Origin of the sequence: Cupriavidus sp. H39 (genome assembly GCF_050271075.1) — a bacterium.
Lineage (GTDB): Bacteria > Pseudomonadota > Gammaproteobacteria > Burkholderiales > Burkholderiaceae > Cupriavidus > Cupriavidus necator_B.
On the sequence record NZ_CP189846.1, the window covers coordinates 1,669,243 to 1,683,606 of the forward strand.

Annotated in this window: 15 protein-coding genes; 7 read left to right on the plus strand and 8 right to left on the minus strand. The window is 69.8% G+C overall.

The features are described from left to right. Positions 1-94: 94 nt before the first annotated feature. The 4 genes from ACOCMH_RS07925 (at position 95) to ACOCMH_RS07940 (ending at position 2,562) form a co-directional block, all read left to right on the plus strand. Positions 95-1,249: a flavodoxin family protein gene (locus ACOCMH_RS07925; protein WP_427306355.1), complete on the plus strand. Its 1,155-nt coding sequence runs from the start codon at positions 95-97 to the stop codon at positions 1,247-1,249. Between the two features lie 56 nt (positions 1,250-1,305). After that, positions 1,306-1,860, plus strand: coding sequence for a BON domain-containing protein (locus tag ACOCMH_RS07930; protein ID WP_427306356.1), 555 nt, complete (start codon positions 1,306-1,308; stop codon positions 1,858-1,860). Positions 1,861-1,884: 24 nt separating this feature from the next. After that, positions 1,885-2,157, plus strand: coding sequence for a BON domain-containing protein (locus ACOCMH_RS07935; RefSeq protein WP_427306357.1), 273 nt, complete (start codon positions 1,885-1,887; stop codon positions 2,155-2,157). Positions 2,158-2,244: 87 nt separating this feature from the next. Beyond that, positions 2,245-2,562 (plus strand): hypothetical protein, encoded by a 318-nt coding sequence (locus ACOCMH_RS07940; RefSeq protein ID WP_427306358.1) that lies wholly within the window; start codon positions 2,245-2,247, stop codon positions 2,560-2,562. A 32-nt stretch (positions 2,563-2,594) separates the two neighbouring features. Here ACOCMH_RS07940 and ACOCMH_RS07945 read toward each other — a convergent pair whose 3' ends face one another. Both ACOCMH_RS07945 and ACOCMH_RS07950 read right to left on the minus strand, forming a co-directional pair. Beyond that, a complete protein-coding gene (locus ACOCMH_RS07945) occupies positions 2,595-3,971 on the minus strand; it encodes an erythromycin esterase family protein (protein WP_427306359.1) in 1,377 nt (458 codons plus the stop codon). 58 nt (positions 3,972-4,029) lie between these two features. After that, complete coding sequence (locus tag ACOCMH_RS07950) at positions 4,030-4,251, minus strand: DUF2188 domain-containing protein (RefSeq protein ID WP_116358764.1); 222 nt, start codon at positions 4,249-4,251, stop codon at positions 4,030-4,032. 173 nt (positions 4,252-4,424) lie between these two features. Between ACOCMH_RS07950 and ACOCMH_RS07955 the strand changes: the two genes are divergently transcribed. Next, positions 4,425-4,733 (plus strand): hypothetical protein, encoded by a 309-nt coding sequence (locus ACOCMH_RS07955; protein WP_010814535.1) that lies wholly within the window; start codon positions 4,425-4,427, stop codon positions 4,731-4,733. A gap of 55 nt (positions 4,734-4,788) precedes the next feature. Here the strand turns inward: ACOCMH_RS07955 and ACOCMH_RS07960 are convergent, their stop codons facing one another. The 4 genes from ACOCMH_RS07960 to ACOCMH_RS07975 form a co-directional block, all read right to left on the minus strand. Then, complete coding sequence (locus ACOCMH_RS07960; protein ID WP_427306361.1) at positions 4,789-6,156, minus strand: MFS transporter; 1,368 nt, start codon at positions 6,154-6,156, stop codon at positions 4,789-4,791. A 138-nt stretch (positions 6,157-6,294) separates the two neighbouring features. Beyond that, positions 6,295-6,531, minus strand: coding sequence for a DUF2783 domain-containing protein (locus tag ACOCMH_RS07965; protein WP_427306363.1), 237 nt, complete (start codon positions 6,529-6,531; stop codon positions 6,295-6,297). A 28-nt stretch (positions 6,532-6,559) separates the two neighbouring features. Next, positions 6,560-8,302: an FAD-dependent oxidoreductase gene (locus tag ACOCMH_RS07970; protein ID WP_427306365.1), complete on the minus strand. Its 1,743-nt coding sequence runs from the start codon at positions 8,300-8,302 to the stop codon at positions 6,560-6,562. Positions 8,303-8,362: 60 nt separating this feature from the next. Beyond that, complete coding sequence (locus ACOCMH_RS07975) at positions 8,363-9,322, minus strand: MBL fold metallo-hydrolase (RefSeq protein WP_427306366.1); 960 nt, start codon at positions 9,320-9,322, stop codon at positions 8,363-8,365. Positions 9,323-9,630: 308 nt separating this feature from the next. On the opposite strand from ACOCMH_RS07975, the gene ACOCMH_RS07980 reads away from it, so the two are divergent. After that, a complete protein-coding gene (locus ACOCMH_RS07980) occupies positions 9,631-10,458 on the plus strand; it encodes an IclR family transcriptional regulator (protein ID WP_427306367.1) in 828 nt (275 codons plus the stop codon). Beyond that, positions 10,455-11,285 (plus strand): IclR family transcriptional regulator, encoded by an 831-nt coding sequence (locus tag ACOCMH_RS07985; protein WP_427306368.1) that lies wholly within the window; start codon positions 10,455-10,457, stop codon positions 11,283-11,285. Before ACOCMH_RS07980 ends, ACOCMH_RS07985 begins: the two co-directional genes overlap by 4 nt. 9 nt (positions 11,286-11,294) lie before the next feature. On the opposite strand, the gene ACOCMH_RS07990 is transcribed toward ACOCMH_RS07985, so the two are convergent. Both ACOCMH_RS07990 and ACOCMH_RS07995 read right to left on the minus strand, forming a co-directional pair. Continuing rightward, positions 11,295-12,275, minus strand: coding sequence for a Bug family tripartite tricarboxylate transporter substrate binding protein (locus ACOCMH_RS07990; RefSeq protein ID WP_427306369.1), 981 nt, complete (start codon positions 12,273-12,275; stop codon positions 11,295-11,297). 114 nt (positions 12,276-12,389) lie between these two features. Continuing rightward, positions 12,390-14,363 carry a hybrid sensor histidine kinase/response regulator gene (locus tag ACOCMH_RS07995; protein ID WP_427306370.1) on the minus strand — a complete coding sequence of 658 codons (1,974 nt, stop codon included), beginning with the start codon at positions 14,361-14,363 and terminating at the stop codon, positions 12,390-12,392. Between the last annotated feature and the right edge of the window lies 1 nt (position 14,364).

Here is a 14,364-nt window from a genome sequence, read left to right on the forward strand (position 1 = left end):
CTGTAAAAGCTGCGCGCCGCGCGCAGCGCACACGTGGCGCGGCGGTGGCGCTCATCTTGCATGTCTGCGCGCAATGACCTGTACGGAGACCGCCATGCCCGATCAGCCGCCAAAGCCGCGCACGCCCCCGGACCGGCCCTGGCGCGATGCGCCGCGCGCGCCGCGCCACGCTGGCGACCCCGAGGACGTGCGCAAGGGCCAGGTAACCAGTGCGCTGCCGCGCGAGGTCTTTCGCCAGCGCTTCCTGGCCCGTTTTACCGATGCCGCCTACCGTCAGGAGGACGAAGCCCTGGATCGCCTCGAGCGCATTGCGTGGCAGGCCTACCAGGAAGGCCGCAAGGCACCCCTTACGCACAAGGCCGGCGCAGGCTATGCCGACCCGGATTACGACCTCTCCGACGAATGGCGCGCCACCAGCGAGGCGGTGCGCGTGGCCCAGCAGCGCCAAGCCGATCCCGCCACCCGCTCGCGCGTGCTGCTGGTCTGCGCGGGCTCGCGCAATGACTACACCTGCCCTGGCGAGATGTCGAAATCCTGGCGCCTGGCGGGGCGTGCGCGCGAACAGCTGGAAGCGCAGGGCATCGAGGTCGACCTGCTCGACCTGAGCCGCCTCACCTCCGACGCGCACCTGCACATCCATCCCTGCAAGGGCTGCGTATCGACCGCGATGCCCTTGTGCCACTGGCCGTGCAGCTGCTACCCCAATCATGCGCTGGGCCAGGTCAATGACTGGATGAACGAGATCTACCCGCGCTGGGCGGCCTGCCACGGCGTGCTGATTGTCACGCCGGTGTACTGGTACCAGGCCAGCAGCCCGCTCAAGCTGATGATGGACCGGCTGGTGTGCGCCGACGGCGGCAACCCGGACCCCACCACCACGCATGGCAAGGACGTGGTGCGTGCCAAGGCGATCGAACTGTCGGGCTGGGACTATCCCAAGCACCTGTCCGGGCGCGCCTACGGACTGGTGGTGCATGGCGACGTCGCCGGCATCGAAGGCGTGCGCCGCGCGCTGTCGGACTGGCTGGACTGGATGGGACTGGTCGATGCCGGCGCCCAGGCGCGGCTGGACCGGTATATCGGCTACTACGAGCCGTATGCCACCAGCCACGTCGCGCTGGACCAGGACATCGGCGTGCAGGGCGAAGTCGACAACGTGGCGCGCGCGGTGGCTTGCGCGGTGGCGCAACTGCGCCGCGGCGAACTGCGCCAGCCCGACCAGGACCTGGTGCCGCCGCGGCAGAAGTAGCGCAACCGGTGACAGCAAGCCCGCTGGCCAGTGCGGCGGGACCAACGGAGGCAACGATGGATCGCAGAGACAACTGGCGCGGCCGTCCATGGCACGAAAGTGCCGTGCCCGAGGCCGATATGCGCAGCCACTACGTGGGTGCCTATGGCGTCTATGACTATGACCAGCCGGTGGACCCCGGCGAGTTTGGCCCCGGCCGCGATGCGGGAGAATGGCGGCCGCACGATACCCAGGCCGCGCGACCGCGGGACATGACCGATCCCTACCGCCAGTTCACCGGCTACAACGAGCGCATGGACCTCTACCGCGGCGGCACGGAGCACCGGCGGCCGGTCGGGCCGCGCAACTACCAGCGCAGCGATGAACGGATCCTGGAAGACCTGTGCGAGCAGTTGACGCGCAGTGGCCGGCTGGACCTGAACGAGGTAGAGGTGCGGGTCGAGCAGGGCGTGGTCACGCTGGAGGGCAGCGTCCCGGAGCGGCACCAGAAGTACCGCATCGAGGATATTGCCGATGAGGTCTTCGGCGTCAGGGACCTCGTCAACCACTTGCGCGTGGCACGGCCGGCCGGGTCGGAGGCCCACCCCGGCCACGGCATGCGCATGTATTGAGGCCGTCGCGCGGAAACCTTGCCCATGCCCGATTCGCTGAAGACGGACAATCCGCGCGGCCACGCCGCCGGCGCGGCGGACACGGCCTTGCAGGCATCGCTGTGCGCGCGCCTGTGGGAGACCGGACTCGACCTGAGCGAGATTGCGCTGGACGTGGTGCAAGGCCGCATCACGCTACGCGGCGCGATCGGCAGCGCCGCTGACCGCGACGCGGTCGAGGCCTGCGTGCGCGCGAGTGCCGGCGTGCGCGACGTCGTCAATCACATCAAGGTCGAGCCTGACCGCACCGGGGGCTGACCGGGGCGCGCTGGCATGGGTTTCGCACAGGAGCCATTTCCGGCCGCTGCCGCACGCCGCTGGCCGTTCACGAGGAAGGAGACTGTCATGAGACACACTGCGATCTTTGCGCTGCTCGCGCTGCTCAGCGTTCCAGCCTGGGCCCAGACCACCACCACGCGCCCTCCCGCTGACACGCGCGCGCCGGGCACGTCGGCCTCGGATGTCATGCCGGGCCAGGGCGACACACGCCGCGCCACGCCCGCTACGCCGGCCACGCCCGCCACCCCGGGCGGCCCCGGCACCCGCGCCACGCCGGCAACGCCAGCCACCCCGGCCAGCCCCGCCGTCAACGAGGGGCCGCAATCGCCGCAACGGTATGACTATCCGGCCTCCGAGCCCAAGGCGCCGAAGACCCGCAAGTAACCTGCGCCAGCAGCCGGGGCCTGGCAAGCGTCTCAGAGACCGGATGGCCAGGTCTCTGCCGCGCCCGGCGCAGGCGGTGCCGGCAACGCCGGCACCGCGCTGCTGCGGTCGAACCACGCCAGCACGTCGAACTGGCGCGGCAGGATGGCGTGCGCGTAGTGGCTCTGCAATTCAGTGTCCGGTCGGTAGATCACGCCGATGAAGCGCTCCTGCCGAGCCGGCATCAGCAGCTCGCGCAGTTCAGCCTGCACGGCGCTGCCGTCACTGCCGCCACCACGCAAATCAGTCCAGCCCTGCGCATGGCCGGCGGCGTGGAACAGGTGCTCGTAGCTGTCCGGCCGTGCGGGCCTGACCTGCTTGATTTCCATCGGCCCGTCCCAGGAGGTGGCCGCCGCCACGGTGCCGTCGTAGGTGCTGAAGCCGACCAGCACGGCGGCGTCGCCGAAGGCTTCGCGGCATAGCTGGCCGATATTCAGCTGGCCCTGGTTGATGCCCATCTCGGTGTGCGCGGCATCTCCGATATGCGAGTTGTGCGCCCAGACCACGGCGCGCGATTCCGGCCCATGGGCGTGCAGCAGTTGCGCCAGGGTCTCGAACATATGCGTGTCGCGCAGGTTCCAGCTGTCGTCGCTGCCGTGGTACATGACGCGGTAGTAGCGTTCGGCCGAGGCTACCAGGCGCGCATTCTGCGCGGCGTCGAGGAAGTCTTCATGCCCCGCGCGCGCATAGGCCAGGCGTTTGTCGAGCAAGGCCTGCAGCTGTTCGACCACCGCGTCCTCGCAGTCCGCATGGGTGCCGTGCAGCACGGCGCGGCCATAGCGCGCCGGGTCGCGCCGCCAGGGCTCCAGGCATGCGTAGCGTTCGCGCGCGGCCTGCGCGGCGCGGGGATCGACGCCTTCCAGGTAAGCCAGCACCGCCGCCATCGACGCGGCCAGGCTGTAGATATCGAGGCCGAAGAAGCCGGCGCGCCGGGCGGGCGCTTGCGCGGCATTGTGCGCGTGCAGCCAGCGGATAAAGCGCGCAACCTCCAGGTTTCGCCACATCCAGACCGGGAAGCGCGTAAAGGCGGCAGCAGGAGATTCGGCAGGCTGCGCCTGGCGGCCGCGCACGTGGCGGTCCACTGCCGCGGCGTCCGGCCAGTCCGCCTCCACCGCGATGATGCGGAAGCCGTGCCGCGCCACCAGGTGCGCGGTCAGCGCGGCGCGTGCGTGATAGAACTCGGCGGTGCCGTGCGTGCTCTCGCCCAGCAGCACCAGGCGGTGCCCGGCGAGCCGATCGGCCAGCGCCGCGGCAGCGTGGGCAAAGGGGCCGGTGAGAGGGCTCGCGGCCGCCTGGTCAACCGCCGGCCACGGCACGGTCGCGGCCGCGATCGCGGCCACGGCGTGTGGGTCGGCCCGGTGTTGTGGCATGGTCGCGCGGGCACCCGGCAGCGTGCCGGCACCTCGGCGTTACGGCAACCGCCGCGGATCACCCGTGGATGGCGCGGGGATCGTGGCCAAAGCTGTTGCGCGAGCGGATCTGGCCGTCGCGGCCATGGATCAGCAATTCAACGTGCTCGCGCTGCGCCTGCGTGGTGCCCGCGGCGACCGCCTCTTCCTGGGTGGCGTGGTGCGATTCGGCGTAGCGTGCGCCCTCGTGGATGACGTCCCAGCCTTCGTCGTGCGGAACGACGTGTATGTTGCTGCCCATGTCGGGTCTCCTCGGATATCGGTCCTTCTATTGTGGTCGATCCGCGCGCGCTGTCTATCCGGCGGCGTCTGACAGGCGCGAAGCGCTTCTGGTTCCACTTTCCGGTGGAAATCCCTGGTTATTTGTGTGGCCTCTTGTAAGCTGGACTTGGATCGCAATCAGAGGAGCGGACCATGCGTGCAAGATTTGCCAGGGGGCTGACGCAGTCGCCGGTGACCGTGGTGGCCCGGGCGTTCGACGGAGAAGCGGTGCGCACTCCCCAGGTGGGCGACCTGGTGACGGTGTATAGCCAGGACCAGGACACCGAATTCAATATCCGCCTGTGCGAGGCCGTGGAGCCCGGCCGCTGGCGCGGCGTGGTCTACGCCATCGGCCGCGGACAGGACGTGCTGGTCACGGCCGAAGGGCTCGAAATCGACGATGTGGTCGAGGTGATGCGGGAGGAAATCGCCTCCGTGATTCCCTGCGGCCGATCTCACTGAACGCCGCACCCGGCGGGTGCGGACTATCCGGTATTGAGGTTCCCCGAGGCCATTTTCACGCAGGCCGCGCGGGCGGTTTTGGCACGCCCAGCCACATGGCCAGGCCGCTTGCCAGCAGCAGTGCCGCCAGCAGGTAGAGGGCATGGTCGAGGCTGCCGGTGCGGGTCTTGATCTGCCCGATCACCCACGGGCTGACGATGCCGCTGGTAATGCCGATGCTGCTGATGAAGGCGATTCCGGCGGCGCTGCCGGCTCCGGGCAGGTAGCCCGGCGGTAGCGCCCAGAACACCGGCAGCGCGGCAAAGATCAGCACCGCCGCCACCGACAGGATTGCCAGCATCGCGGCCAGCCCCGGCAGCGGCAGCGTCAGCGCCGCCAGCGCCAGCGCGCCGCCCGCCGTGCACAGCAGAAAATGTCGATGGCGCTCGCCGGTGCGGTCCGAGTGCCGCGCGATCACGACCAGGCCGACGGCGCCGACCGCATTCGGCACCACCGAATACAGGCTGACCGATATCACATCGGTCACGCCGAAATCGCGGATCATCAGCGGCATCCAGAAGCTGAGCGCCAGCGAACCGCAGGTCAGCGAAAAATAGATGAAGGCGAACAGGTACACGCGCGGGTTGCGCAACACCTGGCGCAGCGCGTGCAGCGAATGGCCGCCGGCATGGGCCTGCGCGGCGGTGTCGCGCAACAGGTAGGCGCGTTCGTGCTCGCTCAGCCAGCCGGCCTGCTGCGGGCTGTCAACCAGCACGCGCGCCGCCACCAGGCCCAGCAGCACCGCCGGCGCGCCTTCGATCGCGAACATCCACTTCCAGCCCTGCAGGCCCAGCACGCCCGCCATGTCGCGCATGATCCAGCCGGACACCAGCCCGCCCAGCACCCCTGCCACCGCCACGCCGGCGAAGAAGATCGCCATCACCGCGGCCCGCCGGCGCGCGGGGAACCAGTAGGTCAGGTACAGCACGATGCCGGGGAAGAAGCCCGCCTCGAACACGCCCAGCAGGAAGCGCAGCGTGTAGAACTGCGCCGGTGTCGACACCGCCATCATCGCCACCGACGCCGCGCCCCACAGCACCATGATGCGGGTGAAGGTGCGGCGCGCGCCGAAGCGCGCCAGCAGCATATTGCTGGGCACCTCGCATAGCACGTAGCCGACGTAGAACACGGCGGCGCCGAGGCCGTACATGGCGTCGCTGAAGCCCAGGTCCTGCTTCATCTGCAGTTGCGCGAAGCCGATGTTGATGCGGTCCAGGAACGACACCACGTAGCAGACGAAGAGGAAGGGAATGATGCGCAGCCAGACCTTGCGGTAGAGCGCGTCCTTGTCGCGCGCGGCCAGGGTTGCGGGGGCCGGGGCGGGAGGCGCCAGGCTGGAAAGGGACGATAGGGACGAAAGCTCCCCTGAGACCGGATGGCTCATGCGTGTTGTCTCCGTGCGGTGGTGGCTGCGGCGGCAGGCAGCCGGGCGGATGCCGCCAATGGGCCGCGTCTGGTGCGCGTTGGCCCGGGATGTCGTGGTGAAAGCAGCCTGGCGCAGGTGCGGCGCCAGGCTTTCCGGTCAGGCCGGCTTGGCGGCCGGTGTCGTGGCCGGCGCCGCCATGGCGCCCGCGCGCGCTTCGGCCATCGCGGCCAGCAGCACGTCGTGGTCGCCGATATGGTTGGCCAGCAGCAGGATCAGCTGCGCGTTGGCGGCCTGGCTCTGGGCATCGTCAAGGTCGCGGTGCATGTCGATCAGCGCTTCGTAGAAGTCGTCAGGCCGCGCCAGGTTGGGTTGGGTGTTGAGCAGATGGGGCATGGCTATCTCCGTGGGTCTGGGCAGGCGATCACGCGGCCATGCGGCCCGGCTGCGGCGCGCGCAGGTCGGCGCCGGTGGCGCGCGCCAGCGCGGCGCGGATCGCGGCAGGGTCGGGACGGTGCCAGCGCGCGCACACATGCTGGTCCGGACGCACCAGGTAGCAGGTGCCGGGCGCGGCGCCGTAGCGCGCGGCCGCCAGGCCTTCGTCGTCGCGCAGCACGGTGGCGTGGGTGCAGGTCATCGGCGGCTGCGCGGCGTCGGTGACATAGACCAGCTGCAGCGGCGCGCCGGCCTGCTTCAGTGCGGCAAGGTCGGCCAGCGTGCCGGAATCGATCGCCTCGGGATTGGCGAACACCAGCACCGTGAAATCCCCGCCCAGGTAAGACAGCAGCCAGCCCGCGCCGTCGACGCCGGACACCGGCGCATCGCAGCAGACCGCGCCGGGCACCAGCTTGCCGGCAGCATCCGGCGCGGCATCATCAGTGTTCAGCGGCGAGCCATGCAGCACCGCCGGCACCGACAGCCTGCCGCTGTTCACCAGGGCGCGCGCGAACGCATGGCGCCGCGACAGCGCCAGCACCGCGTCGCGGAACACGCGGCTGGCGGCGCTCTTGGGCGTGATGAAGTCGGTCGAGCGGGTGGAGTTGCGGATGTTCTCGTCGGCGGCGAATTCGCGCTCGCTGGCGTAGGTGTCCAGCAGCCGGTCGCTGGCATGGCCCTGCAGCACGTAGGCCAGCTTCCACGCCAGGTTCTCGGCGTCCTGGACGCCGCTGTTGGCGCCGCGCGCGCCGAACGGCGAGACGCCGTGCGCGGCATCGCCGGCGAACAGGATATTGCCGTGGCGGAAGCTGTCCATGCGCTGGCAAGAGAAGGTATAGACGCTGACCCATTCCAGCTCGAACTTGACGTCCTTGCCCAGCAGCGCCTGCACCCGCGGGATCACGCGTTCGGGGGTTTTCTCCAGCACCGGGTCAGCGTCCCAGCCCAGCTGGAAGTCGATGCGCCAGACATTGTCCGGCTGCCGATGCAGCAGCACCGACTGGTTGGGGTGGAAGGGCGGGTCGAACCAGAACCAGCGCTCGGCCGGGAAATCCGCCTCCATCCTGACGTCGGCAATCAGGAAGCGGTCGCGGAAGGTGCGCCCCTTGCTGTCCAGGCCCAGCAGCTTGCGCATCGGGCTGCGCGAGCCGTCGGCGGCCACCACGTAGCGCGCCGCCAGCGGGTAGCAGCCATCGGGCGTCTCGACGGTCAGCACCACGCCGGCTTCGGGCAGGCCACGTGTTTCCACGCCGACCACCTTGTTGTGCCAGCGGATCTCGATATTGGGCAGGGCCTGCGCGCGCTCCAGCAGGAAGCCTTCGAGGTAATACTGCTGCAGGTTGATGAAGGCCGGGCGGCGGTGGCCGCTTTCGGGCAGCAGGTCGAAGCTGTAGACCTGCTCGTTGCGCAGGAACACCCGGCCGACATGCCAGCGCACGCCCTTTTCGACCATGCGCTCGGCGCAGCCCAGGCGGTCGAAGATATCCAGCGTGCGCTTGGAAAAACAGATGGCGCGCGAACCGGTGGACAGGGTGCAGTCATCATCCACCAGCACCACGCGCACGCCGCGTTGCGCCAGGTCGATGGCGGTGGCCAGCCCGACCGGGCCGGCCCCGACCACGACCACCGGATGCACTGCCGCAGGCGCGGCGTCAGCGGATTGCCCCGCGCGCTGCTGATCCGCGCAGGGCTGGTATGCGAACGACAGCCGCTGGTAGTCGATGCTGCTCATGCTTGTGTCTCCCTCCACTCTGGTTGCTCTGATGCGCGATGGCTTGTTGGCGGTCCGGCGTCAGTCCTGCAGCGCGGCCCACATGTCCTGGTCGCGCTGGGCGGTCCAGATGCGCGGATGGCGCATGCCGCTGGCCTCGTCGTAGGCGCGCGAGACATCGAAGGGCAGGCAGTGCTCGTAGATGAAGACGTGGCCGAACTTGGGGTCCATGGCGCGGCGCGTGTGCGCCATCGCGGCCTTCAGGTCGAGCTTTTCCGCCACCGCTTCCTGGCCGGCCTTGTACAGCGTGGTGACGAAGTCCTTGGTGTAGGCGATGCCCTTCTTCACGTCATCGGGCGTGGTCAGCGCGGGGCCGCGGCCCGGCACCAGCTTCTCGGGGTTCAGCGCTTGCAGGGCATCCAGCGTGGCGGGCCATTCGGCCAGCTGCGCGTCGCCGCAGTAGCAGGCGGCGTCGTACTCGACCAGGTCGCCGGAAAACAGCACCTTCTGCTGCGGCAGCCAGACCACGGTATCGCCCTTGGTGTGGCCCGAGCCCAGGTGGGCGATGCGCACTTCCAGCTTGCCCAGGAACAGCGTGATCTCCTTGTCGAACACCAGCGTCGGCCAGGTCAGGCCGGGCACTGTCTCCACGCCGGCGAACAGGCGCGGGAAGCGTTCGATCTCCGACTTCATGTCGGCCTCGCCGCGCTCGACGATCATCTCGTAGGTGCCGCGGCTGGCGATGATCTGCTGCGCCCCCTCGGCAAAGTAGGCCGAAGCGCCCAGCACGCGCACGGCGTGGTAGTGCGACAGCACCACGTACTTGATCGGCTTGTCGGTGACGGTGCGGATGCGCGCGATCAGGTCTTGCGCCATCGCCGGCGTGGCCGTGGTGTCGACGATCAGCACGCCGTCATCGCCGATGACCACGCCGGAGTTGGGATCGCCCTCGGCGGTATAGGCCCACGCGTTCTCGGACAGCTGGGTGAAGGTGATCTGCTTGGCTTCGAGGTCGGCCTGCGATGCAAATGCCTTGGACATGGCGTCTTTCCTTTTGTGGGGGAGGCAAGACGGCACGGCCGCGGAAGGCGGGCGGCATGGCGCTGGCTGTCTCGCCCCCGTTCGTTTGGATTTCCGGATGTCGCACGGCTGGATGAAGCCGTGTCGCGACGGGGTAATGCCATCTTAGGAAAGCTTGGAAAATTAATCAATAGCGAAATGATTCGTCTATGACAAATACCAGGGGCGATGAAAAAGCCGTTGGCGCGAAGGGCCGGGTAAACCCGCGCTAGCCCGGATCGGGGAGGCGTTCGATTAATATCCGGGTTTTCCGATCACACAGGACCGCAATGGGCAGACCCAGGACGGGGGCAGCGGCAACGCCGGCGGGCGGCCCGGCGCCACGTGCCGACAAGGCGCAGCGCGGCATCCAGAGCGTGGAGGTGGGCGCGCGCCTGCTGGCGGCGCTGGCCGCGGCGCGCGTGCCGATGCCGCTGGCGGCGCTGGCCGATGCCGCACAGCTGGGCCCGGCCCAGGCGCATGCCTATCTGGTCAGCCTGGCGCGGCTGGGCCTGATCAAGCGCGACCACCTGTCCGGCCGCTACGAACCCGGACCGCTGTCGCTGCGCCTGGGCCTGCTGCACCTGGAGCAGGACTCCGCCTGGCGCGCCGCGCTGCCGCGCGTGGACGCGCTGGCGCAGGCACTGGGCTTCAGCGTGGCGATCAGCCTGGCCGGCCCGCAGGGGCCGACCATCGTGCGCTATGTGCCGGCCAGCGCGCCCCTGCACGTCAACCTGCACGTCGGCACGGTGATGGCGCTGGGCGCCACCGCCACCGGCCGCGTGTTCTGCGCGTTCCAGCCGCCAGCGCAGTGGCAGCCGTTGTGGCATGCGCAGCAACCGGATGCCACCGAGGCAGACCTGGCGGCGTTCAGCGCCAGGCTGGCGGAGATTCGCGCACGCGGCATCGAGCGCAGCATCGATGCCCCCAGCCCGGCCGTCAGCAGCCTCAGCGTGCCGGTACTGGACGGTGGCGGCGCGCTGCGGCTGGTGCTGACGCTGGTGGGATCGACCGGCGCCATCGATGTCGGCTGGCACGGCGCGGCGGCGCGGGCGCTGCTGGCGGCGGGCGCCGAGATCGGCGCGGCGCTGCGCCAGGCAAAGGGGGAGCCGGCATGAGCGGCGCGAACGAAAGCCCGCAGGAGATCGAGGGCGGCAAGCCGCAGCGCGGCATCCAGTCGCTCGACAGCACCGGCCAGTTGCTCGGCGCGCTGGTCGCCGCCGGGCGGCCGCTGCCGCTGCGCGACCTGGCCTTGGCCGCCGGCATGCCGGCGGCCAAGGCCTTCCCGCACCTGGTCAGCCTGCAGAAGACCGGCCTGCTGGCACGCGATGCCGCCGGCAACTACCTGTGCGGACCGCTGGCGCTGGAGCTGGGGCTGATCGCGCTGCAGCGGCTGTCGCCGACGCGCGAGGCCGAACCGGAGGTGATCGAGCTGGCCGGGACCACGGGCCTGAGCGTGGCCATGGCGGTGCTGGGCCCGCTGGGGCCCACCGTGGTGCGGCTGGAAGAGTCGGCGCGGCCGCAGCATGTCAGCCTGCGCGTGGGCACGGTGCTGTCGCTGGTCCACACCGCGATCGGCCGCACCGTGGCGGCGTACCTGCCCGCCAACGTGCTGGCGGGCCTGCTGGAGCATGATGCTTTGCGCCTGGCGGGCACCAGCCCTGCCACCGTGCTTGGGGCCGGCGGCAAGCTGGATCCGGCCTACGCCGCCCGGCTTGCGCAGGTGCGCGCGGCGCGCATCGACAATGCGCTGAGCCACCCGGTGCCGGGCATCGACACCCTGGCGGCGCCGGTGTTCGACCACACCGGCAGCCTGGCGCTGGTGATCGCGGTGATGGGTTCCAGCGGCAGCTTTGACAGCGGCAACGAAGGCGCCACCGCCGCGCTGGTGCGGCAGGCGGCGGCCCGGCTGTCGTGGCGCTTCGGCGCGCCGGACGCCGCCTGAGGCCAGGCGTCAGTTATCCAGCTTGATATTGGCGGACTTGATCAGGCTGTCCCACTTCTCGTACTGCGCGCGGATATAGCTGCCGAACTGCGCCGGCGTCGCGGGGAATGGCACCGTGCCCTGGCTGGCCAGCTTGGCGGCCAGGTCCGGCTGCTTCAGCGCGCCCACGATCTCGCCGTTGAGGCGGTCGATCACGGCCCTAGGCGTGCCCGCCGGCGCGGCAACGCCAAACCATGCGGTCAGCTCGTAGCCGGGCACGCCGGCGGCGGCCAGCGTGGGCACGCCGGGCAGCTGCTCCGACGGCTTCTGCGTGGTCACCGCCAGCGCGCGCACACGCTGGTCGCGGATATACGGCAGTGCCGTCGAGACGCTGTCGAACATCATGGTGATGCGCCCGCCGATCAGGTCGGTCATCGACGCGGCGCTGCCCTTGTACGGAATATGCGTGATATTGACACCCGCCAGGTGCGTGAACAGCTCGCCCGCCAGGTGCGACGACGAGCCGTTGCCGAACGAGCCGTAGGTCAGCCTGCCCGGCTCCTTGCGCGCCAGCGCCAGCAGTTCCGGCACGGTGCGCGCGGGCACGCTGGGATGCACCACCAGCACGTTGGGCAGGTAGGCCACCGACGCCACGGGCGCGAAGTCCTTGAGCGGGTCGTAGCCGGGCTTGTCATAGAGGCTCTTGTTCACGGCCAGCGAGCCGAAGGTGCCGAACAGCAGCGTGTAGCCGTCGGCCGGGGCGCGCGCCACGGCGATTGCCGCCAGGTTGCCGCCGGCGCCGGGCCGGTTGTCGATCACCACCGGCTGGTGCAGCCGCGCCGACAGCGCGTTGCCGATCTCGCGCGCGAGCAGGTCGGTGGCCCCGCCCGGCGGGAACGGCACCACCAGCCGCACCGGCTTGTCGGGATAGTCCGCCAGTGCGGTGCCGGCGGCCGCGGCCGCCCATGCAAACAGCAGCCCCGTGGCCGCACGCCTGATCCAACCCTGCATCGCTGTCTCCTTTCTGTCGTCGGTTGCGATGGAACGGGCGTCAGTGTGTCGCAGCGGCGGCGCGGGCGTGTTCGGGATTGGCGAAGGTCGCGTTCGGCCCCGCTGCCGCGCCGGTCAGTCAGGCTGGCGCAGCCGCGCGATGGTGCCGAACAGGGTTTCCAGCTCGACCGGCTTGACCAAGTGCGCATCGAAGCCCGCCGCTTCGGTATGCTGGCGGTCGGCCGGCTGGCCGAAGCCGGTCAGCGCGACGAAACGGGTGGACTCGGTGCCGGCCACGCCGCGCATGGCGCGCACGACTTCATAGCCGTCCATGCCCGGCATGGCCAGGTCGATCAGCGCGATATGCGGACGGCAGCGCGGCGCCACGTGCAGGGCCTCGGAGCCATCGTACGCAATGGTCACCTCGTGGCCGCACATCTCGAGCAGCATGGCCAGGCTGTCGGCGGCGTCGCGGTTGTCGTCGACCAGCAGGATGCGCTGCGCCTGCAGGTCAGGCTTGTCCGGCACGGTGGCGGGCAGGATGGCGCCGTGCGGGTCGTCGGACTGGCGCGCGGCGGGCAGCGGCAGGCGTACCGTGAAGGTGCTGCCCAGCCCTGGCCCGGCACTGCTGGCCGCGATGGTGCCGCCGTGCAGTTCCACCAGCGAGCGGCACAGTGACAGGCCGATGCCCAGCCCGCCATGCACATCGGTGCCCGGCCGGCTTTCCTGCACGAACAGCTGGAAGATTTCCTCGAGGGCGTGCGGCGAGATGCCCCGGCCCTGGTCGGTCACCCGGACCTCGAGGGTACGGTTCTGCGCGGCGGTGGTGATGGTCACGACCGTGCCGGGCGGCGAAAACTTCGACGCATTGAGCACCAGGTTCTGCATCACCTGCACCAGCCGGGTCCGGTCCGCATCCATGCGGATGGTGCCGGATGAGCCCTGCAGGTCCACGCGCTGGGCCTTGGCATCGAGCGCGGGCCGCGCCCCCTCGAGCGCCAGCGCAATGATCTCGTTGAATTCGACCGGGCCGGTGCGCAGTTCGATCCGGCCCGAGGTGATGCGGCCGATATCGAGCAGGTCGTCCACCAGCCGGCTCAGGTGTGTCACCTGCCGTTCGATCAGCGCCAGGCTCTGGTTTGCCAGCGCGCCGTCCGCAGGCGCCAGCCGCATCGCCGTCAGCGCGTTGCGCACCGGCGCCAGCGGATTGCGCAGCTCATGCGAGAGCGTGGCGAGGAATTCGTTCAGGCGCTGGCTGGAGCGTTCCAGTTCCTCGCGGCGGCGGCGTTCGCTCATGTCGCGCGTCACCTCGGCAAAGCCGCGCAGCGCGCGTGAATCGTCGTAGACCGCGGTCAGCGTGACATTGGCCCAGAAAAGCGAGCCGTCCTTGCGCACTCGCCAGCCTTCGTCCTCGATGCGCCCGGCGCGCCGGGCCAGGTCCAGGTGCCGGGCCGGCTTGCCCGCGGCAAGGTCTTCCTGCGGATAAAACAGCGAAAAATGCCGGCCGATGATTTCGTCGCGGCGATAGCCCTTGATATAGGACGCGCCTGAATTCCAACTGACGATATGGCCGCCGGGATCGAGCATGAAGATCGCGTAATCCTTGACGCCCTCCACCAGCAGGCGCAGCGATTCTTCGCTCTGGCGCAGCGCCTCGGCGGCGCGGCGCTGCTCGGTCAGGTCGCGCGTGACCTTGCCGAAGCCGATCAACTGCCCCTCGGGGTTGCGCAAGGCGGTGATGACGACGTTGGCCCAGAAGCGGCTGCCGTCCTTGCGCACGCGCCAGCCCTCGTCCTCGAAGCGGCCCAGCTCGGCGGCCGCCTTCAGCTCCGCGTCGGGCCAGCGCCGGGCTACGGCGTCGGGCGTATAGAACTGCGAGAAATGCTTGCCCAGGATCTCCTCGCGCCGGTACCCCTTGATGCGGGCCGCCCCCTTGTTCCAGCTGGAGACATGGCCGCCCACGTCGAGCGTGAAGATGGCGTAGTCCTGTACGGATTCCACCAGCGTCCGGTAGGGGGTGTCCGCCGCGTGGCGGTCGTCCGGGCCATCCGGCTGGGGGCTGTTGGCGTTGCCGGCACGGGGTTGCGGATCGTCGGGGCGTCTTGTCATG

Coding starts and splice junctions, on each gene's coding strand:
- ACOCMH_RS07925 (WP_427306355.1), top strand. CDS start 95: ATGCCCGATCAGCCGCCAAAGCCGCGCACGCCCCCGGACCGGCCCTGG.
- ACOCMH_RS07930 (WP_427306356.1), top strand. CDS start 1,306: ATGGATCGCAGAGACAACTGGCGCGGCCGTCCATGGCACGAAAGTGCC.
- ACOCMH_RS07935 (WP_427306357.1), top strand. CDS start 1,885: ATGCCCGATTCGCTGAAGACGGACAATCCGCGCGGCCACGCCGCCGGC.
- ACOCMH_RS07940 (WP_427306358.1), top strand. CDS start 2,245: ATGAGACACACTGCGATCTTTGCGCTGCTCGCGCTGCTCAGCGTTCCA.
- ACOCMH_RS07945 (WP_427306359.1), bottom strand. CDS start 3,971: ATGCCACAACACCGGGCCGACCCACACGCCGTGGCCGCGATCGCGGCC.
- ACOCMH_RS07950 (WP_116358764.1), bottom strand. CDS start 4,251: ATGGGCAGCAACATACACGTCGTTCCGCACGACGAAGGCTGGGACGTC.
- ACOCMH_RS07955 (WP_010814535.1), top strand. CDS start 4,425: ATGCGTGCAAGATTTGCCAGGGGGCTGACGCAGTCGCCGGTGACCGTG.
- ACOCMH_RS07960 (WP_427306361.1), bottom strand. CDS start 6,156: ATGAGCCATCCGGTCTCAGGGGAGCTTTCGTCCCTATCGTCCCTTTCC.
- ACOCMH_RS07965 (WP_427306363.1), bottom strand. CDS start 6,531: ATGCCCCATCTGCTCAACACCCAACCCAACCTGGCGCGGCCTGACGAC.
- ACOCMH_RS07970 (WP_427306365.1), bottom strand. CDS start 8,302: ATGAGCAGCATCGACTACCAGCGGCTGTCGTTCGCATACCAGCCCTGC.
- ACOCMH_RS07975 (WP_427306366.1), bottom strand. CDS start 9,322: ATGTCCAAGGCATTTGCATCGCAGGCCGACCTCGAAGCCAAGCAGATC.
- ACOCMH_RS07980 (WP_427306367.1), top strand. CDS start 9,631: ATGGGCAGACCCAGGACGGGGGCAGCGGCAACGCCGGCGGGCGGCCCG.
- ACOCMH_RS07985 (WP_427306368.1), top strand. CDS start 10,455: ATGAGCGGCGCGAACGAAAGCCCGCAGGAGATCGAGGGCGGCAAGCCG.
- ACOCMH_RS07990 (WP_427306369.1), bottom strand. CDS start 12,275: ATGCAGGGTTGGATCAGGCGTGCGGCCACGGGGCTGCTGTTTGCATGG.
- ACOCMH_RS07995 (WP_427306370.1), bottom strand. CDS start 14,363: ATGACAAGACGCCCCGACGATCCGCAACCCCGTGCCGGCAACGCCAAC.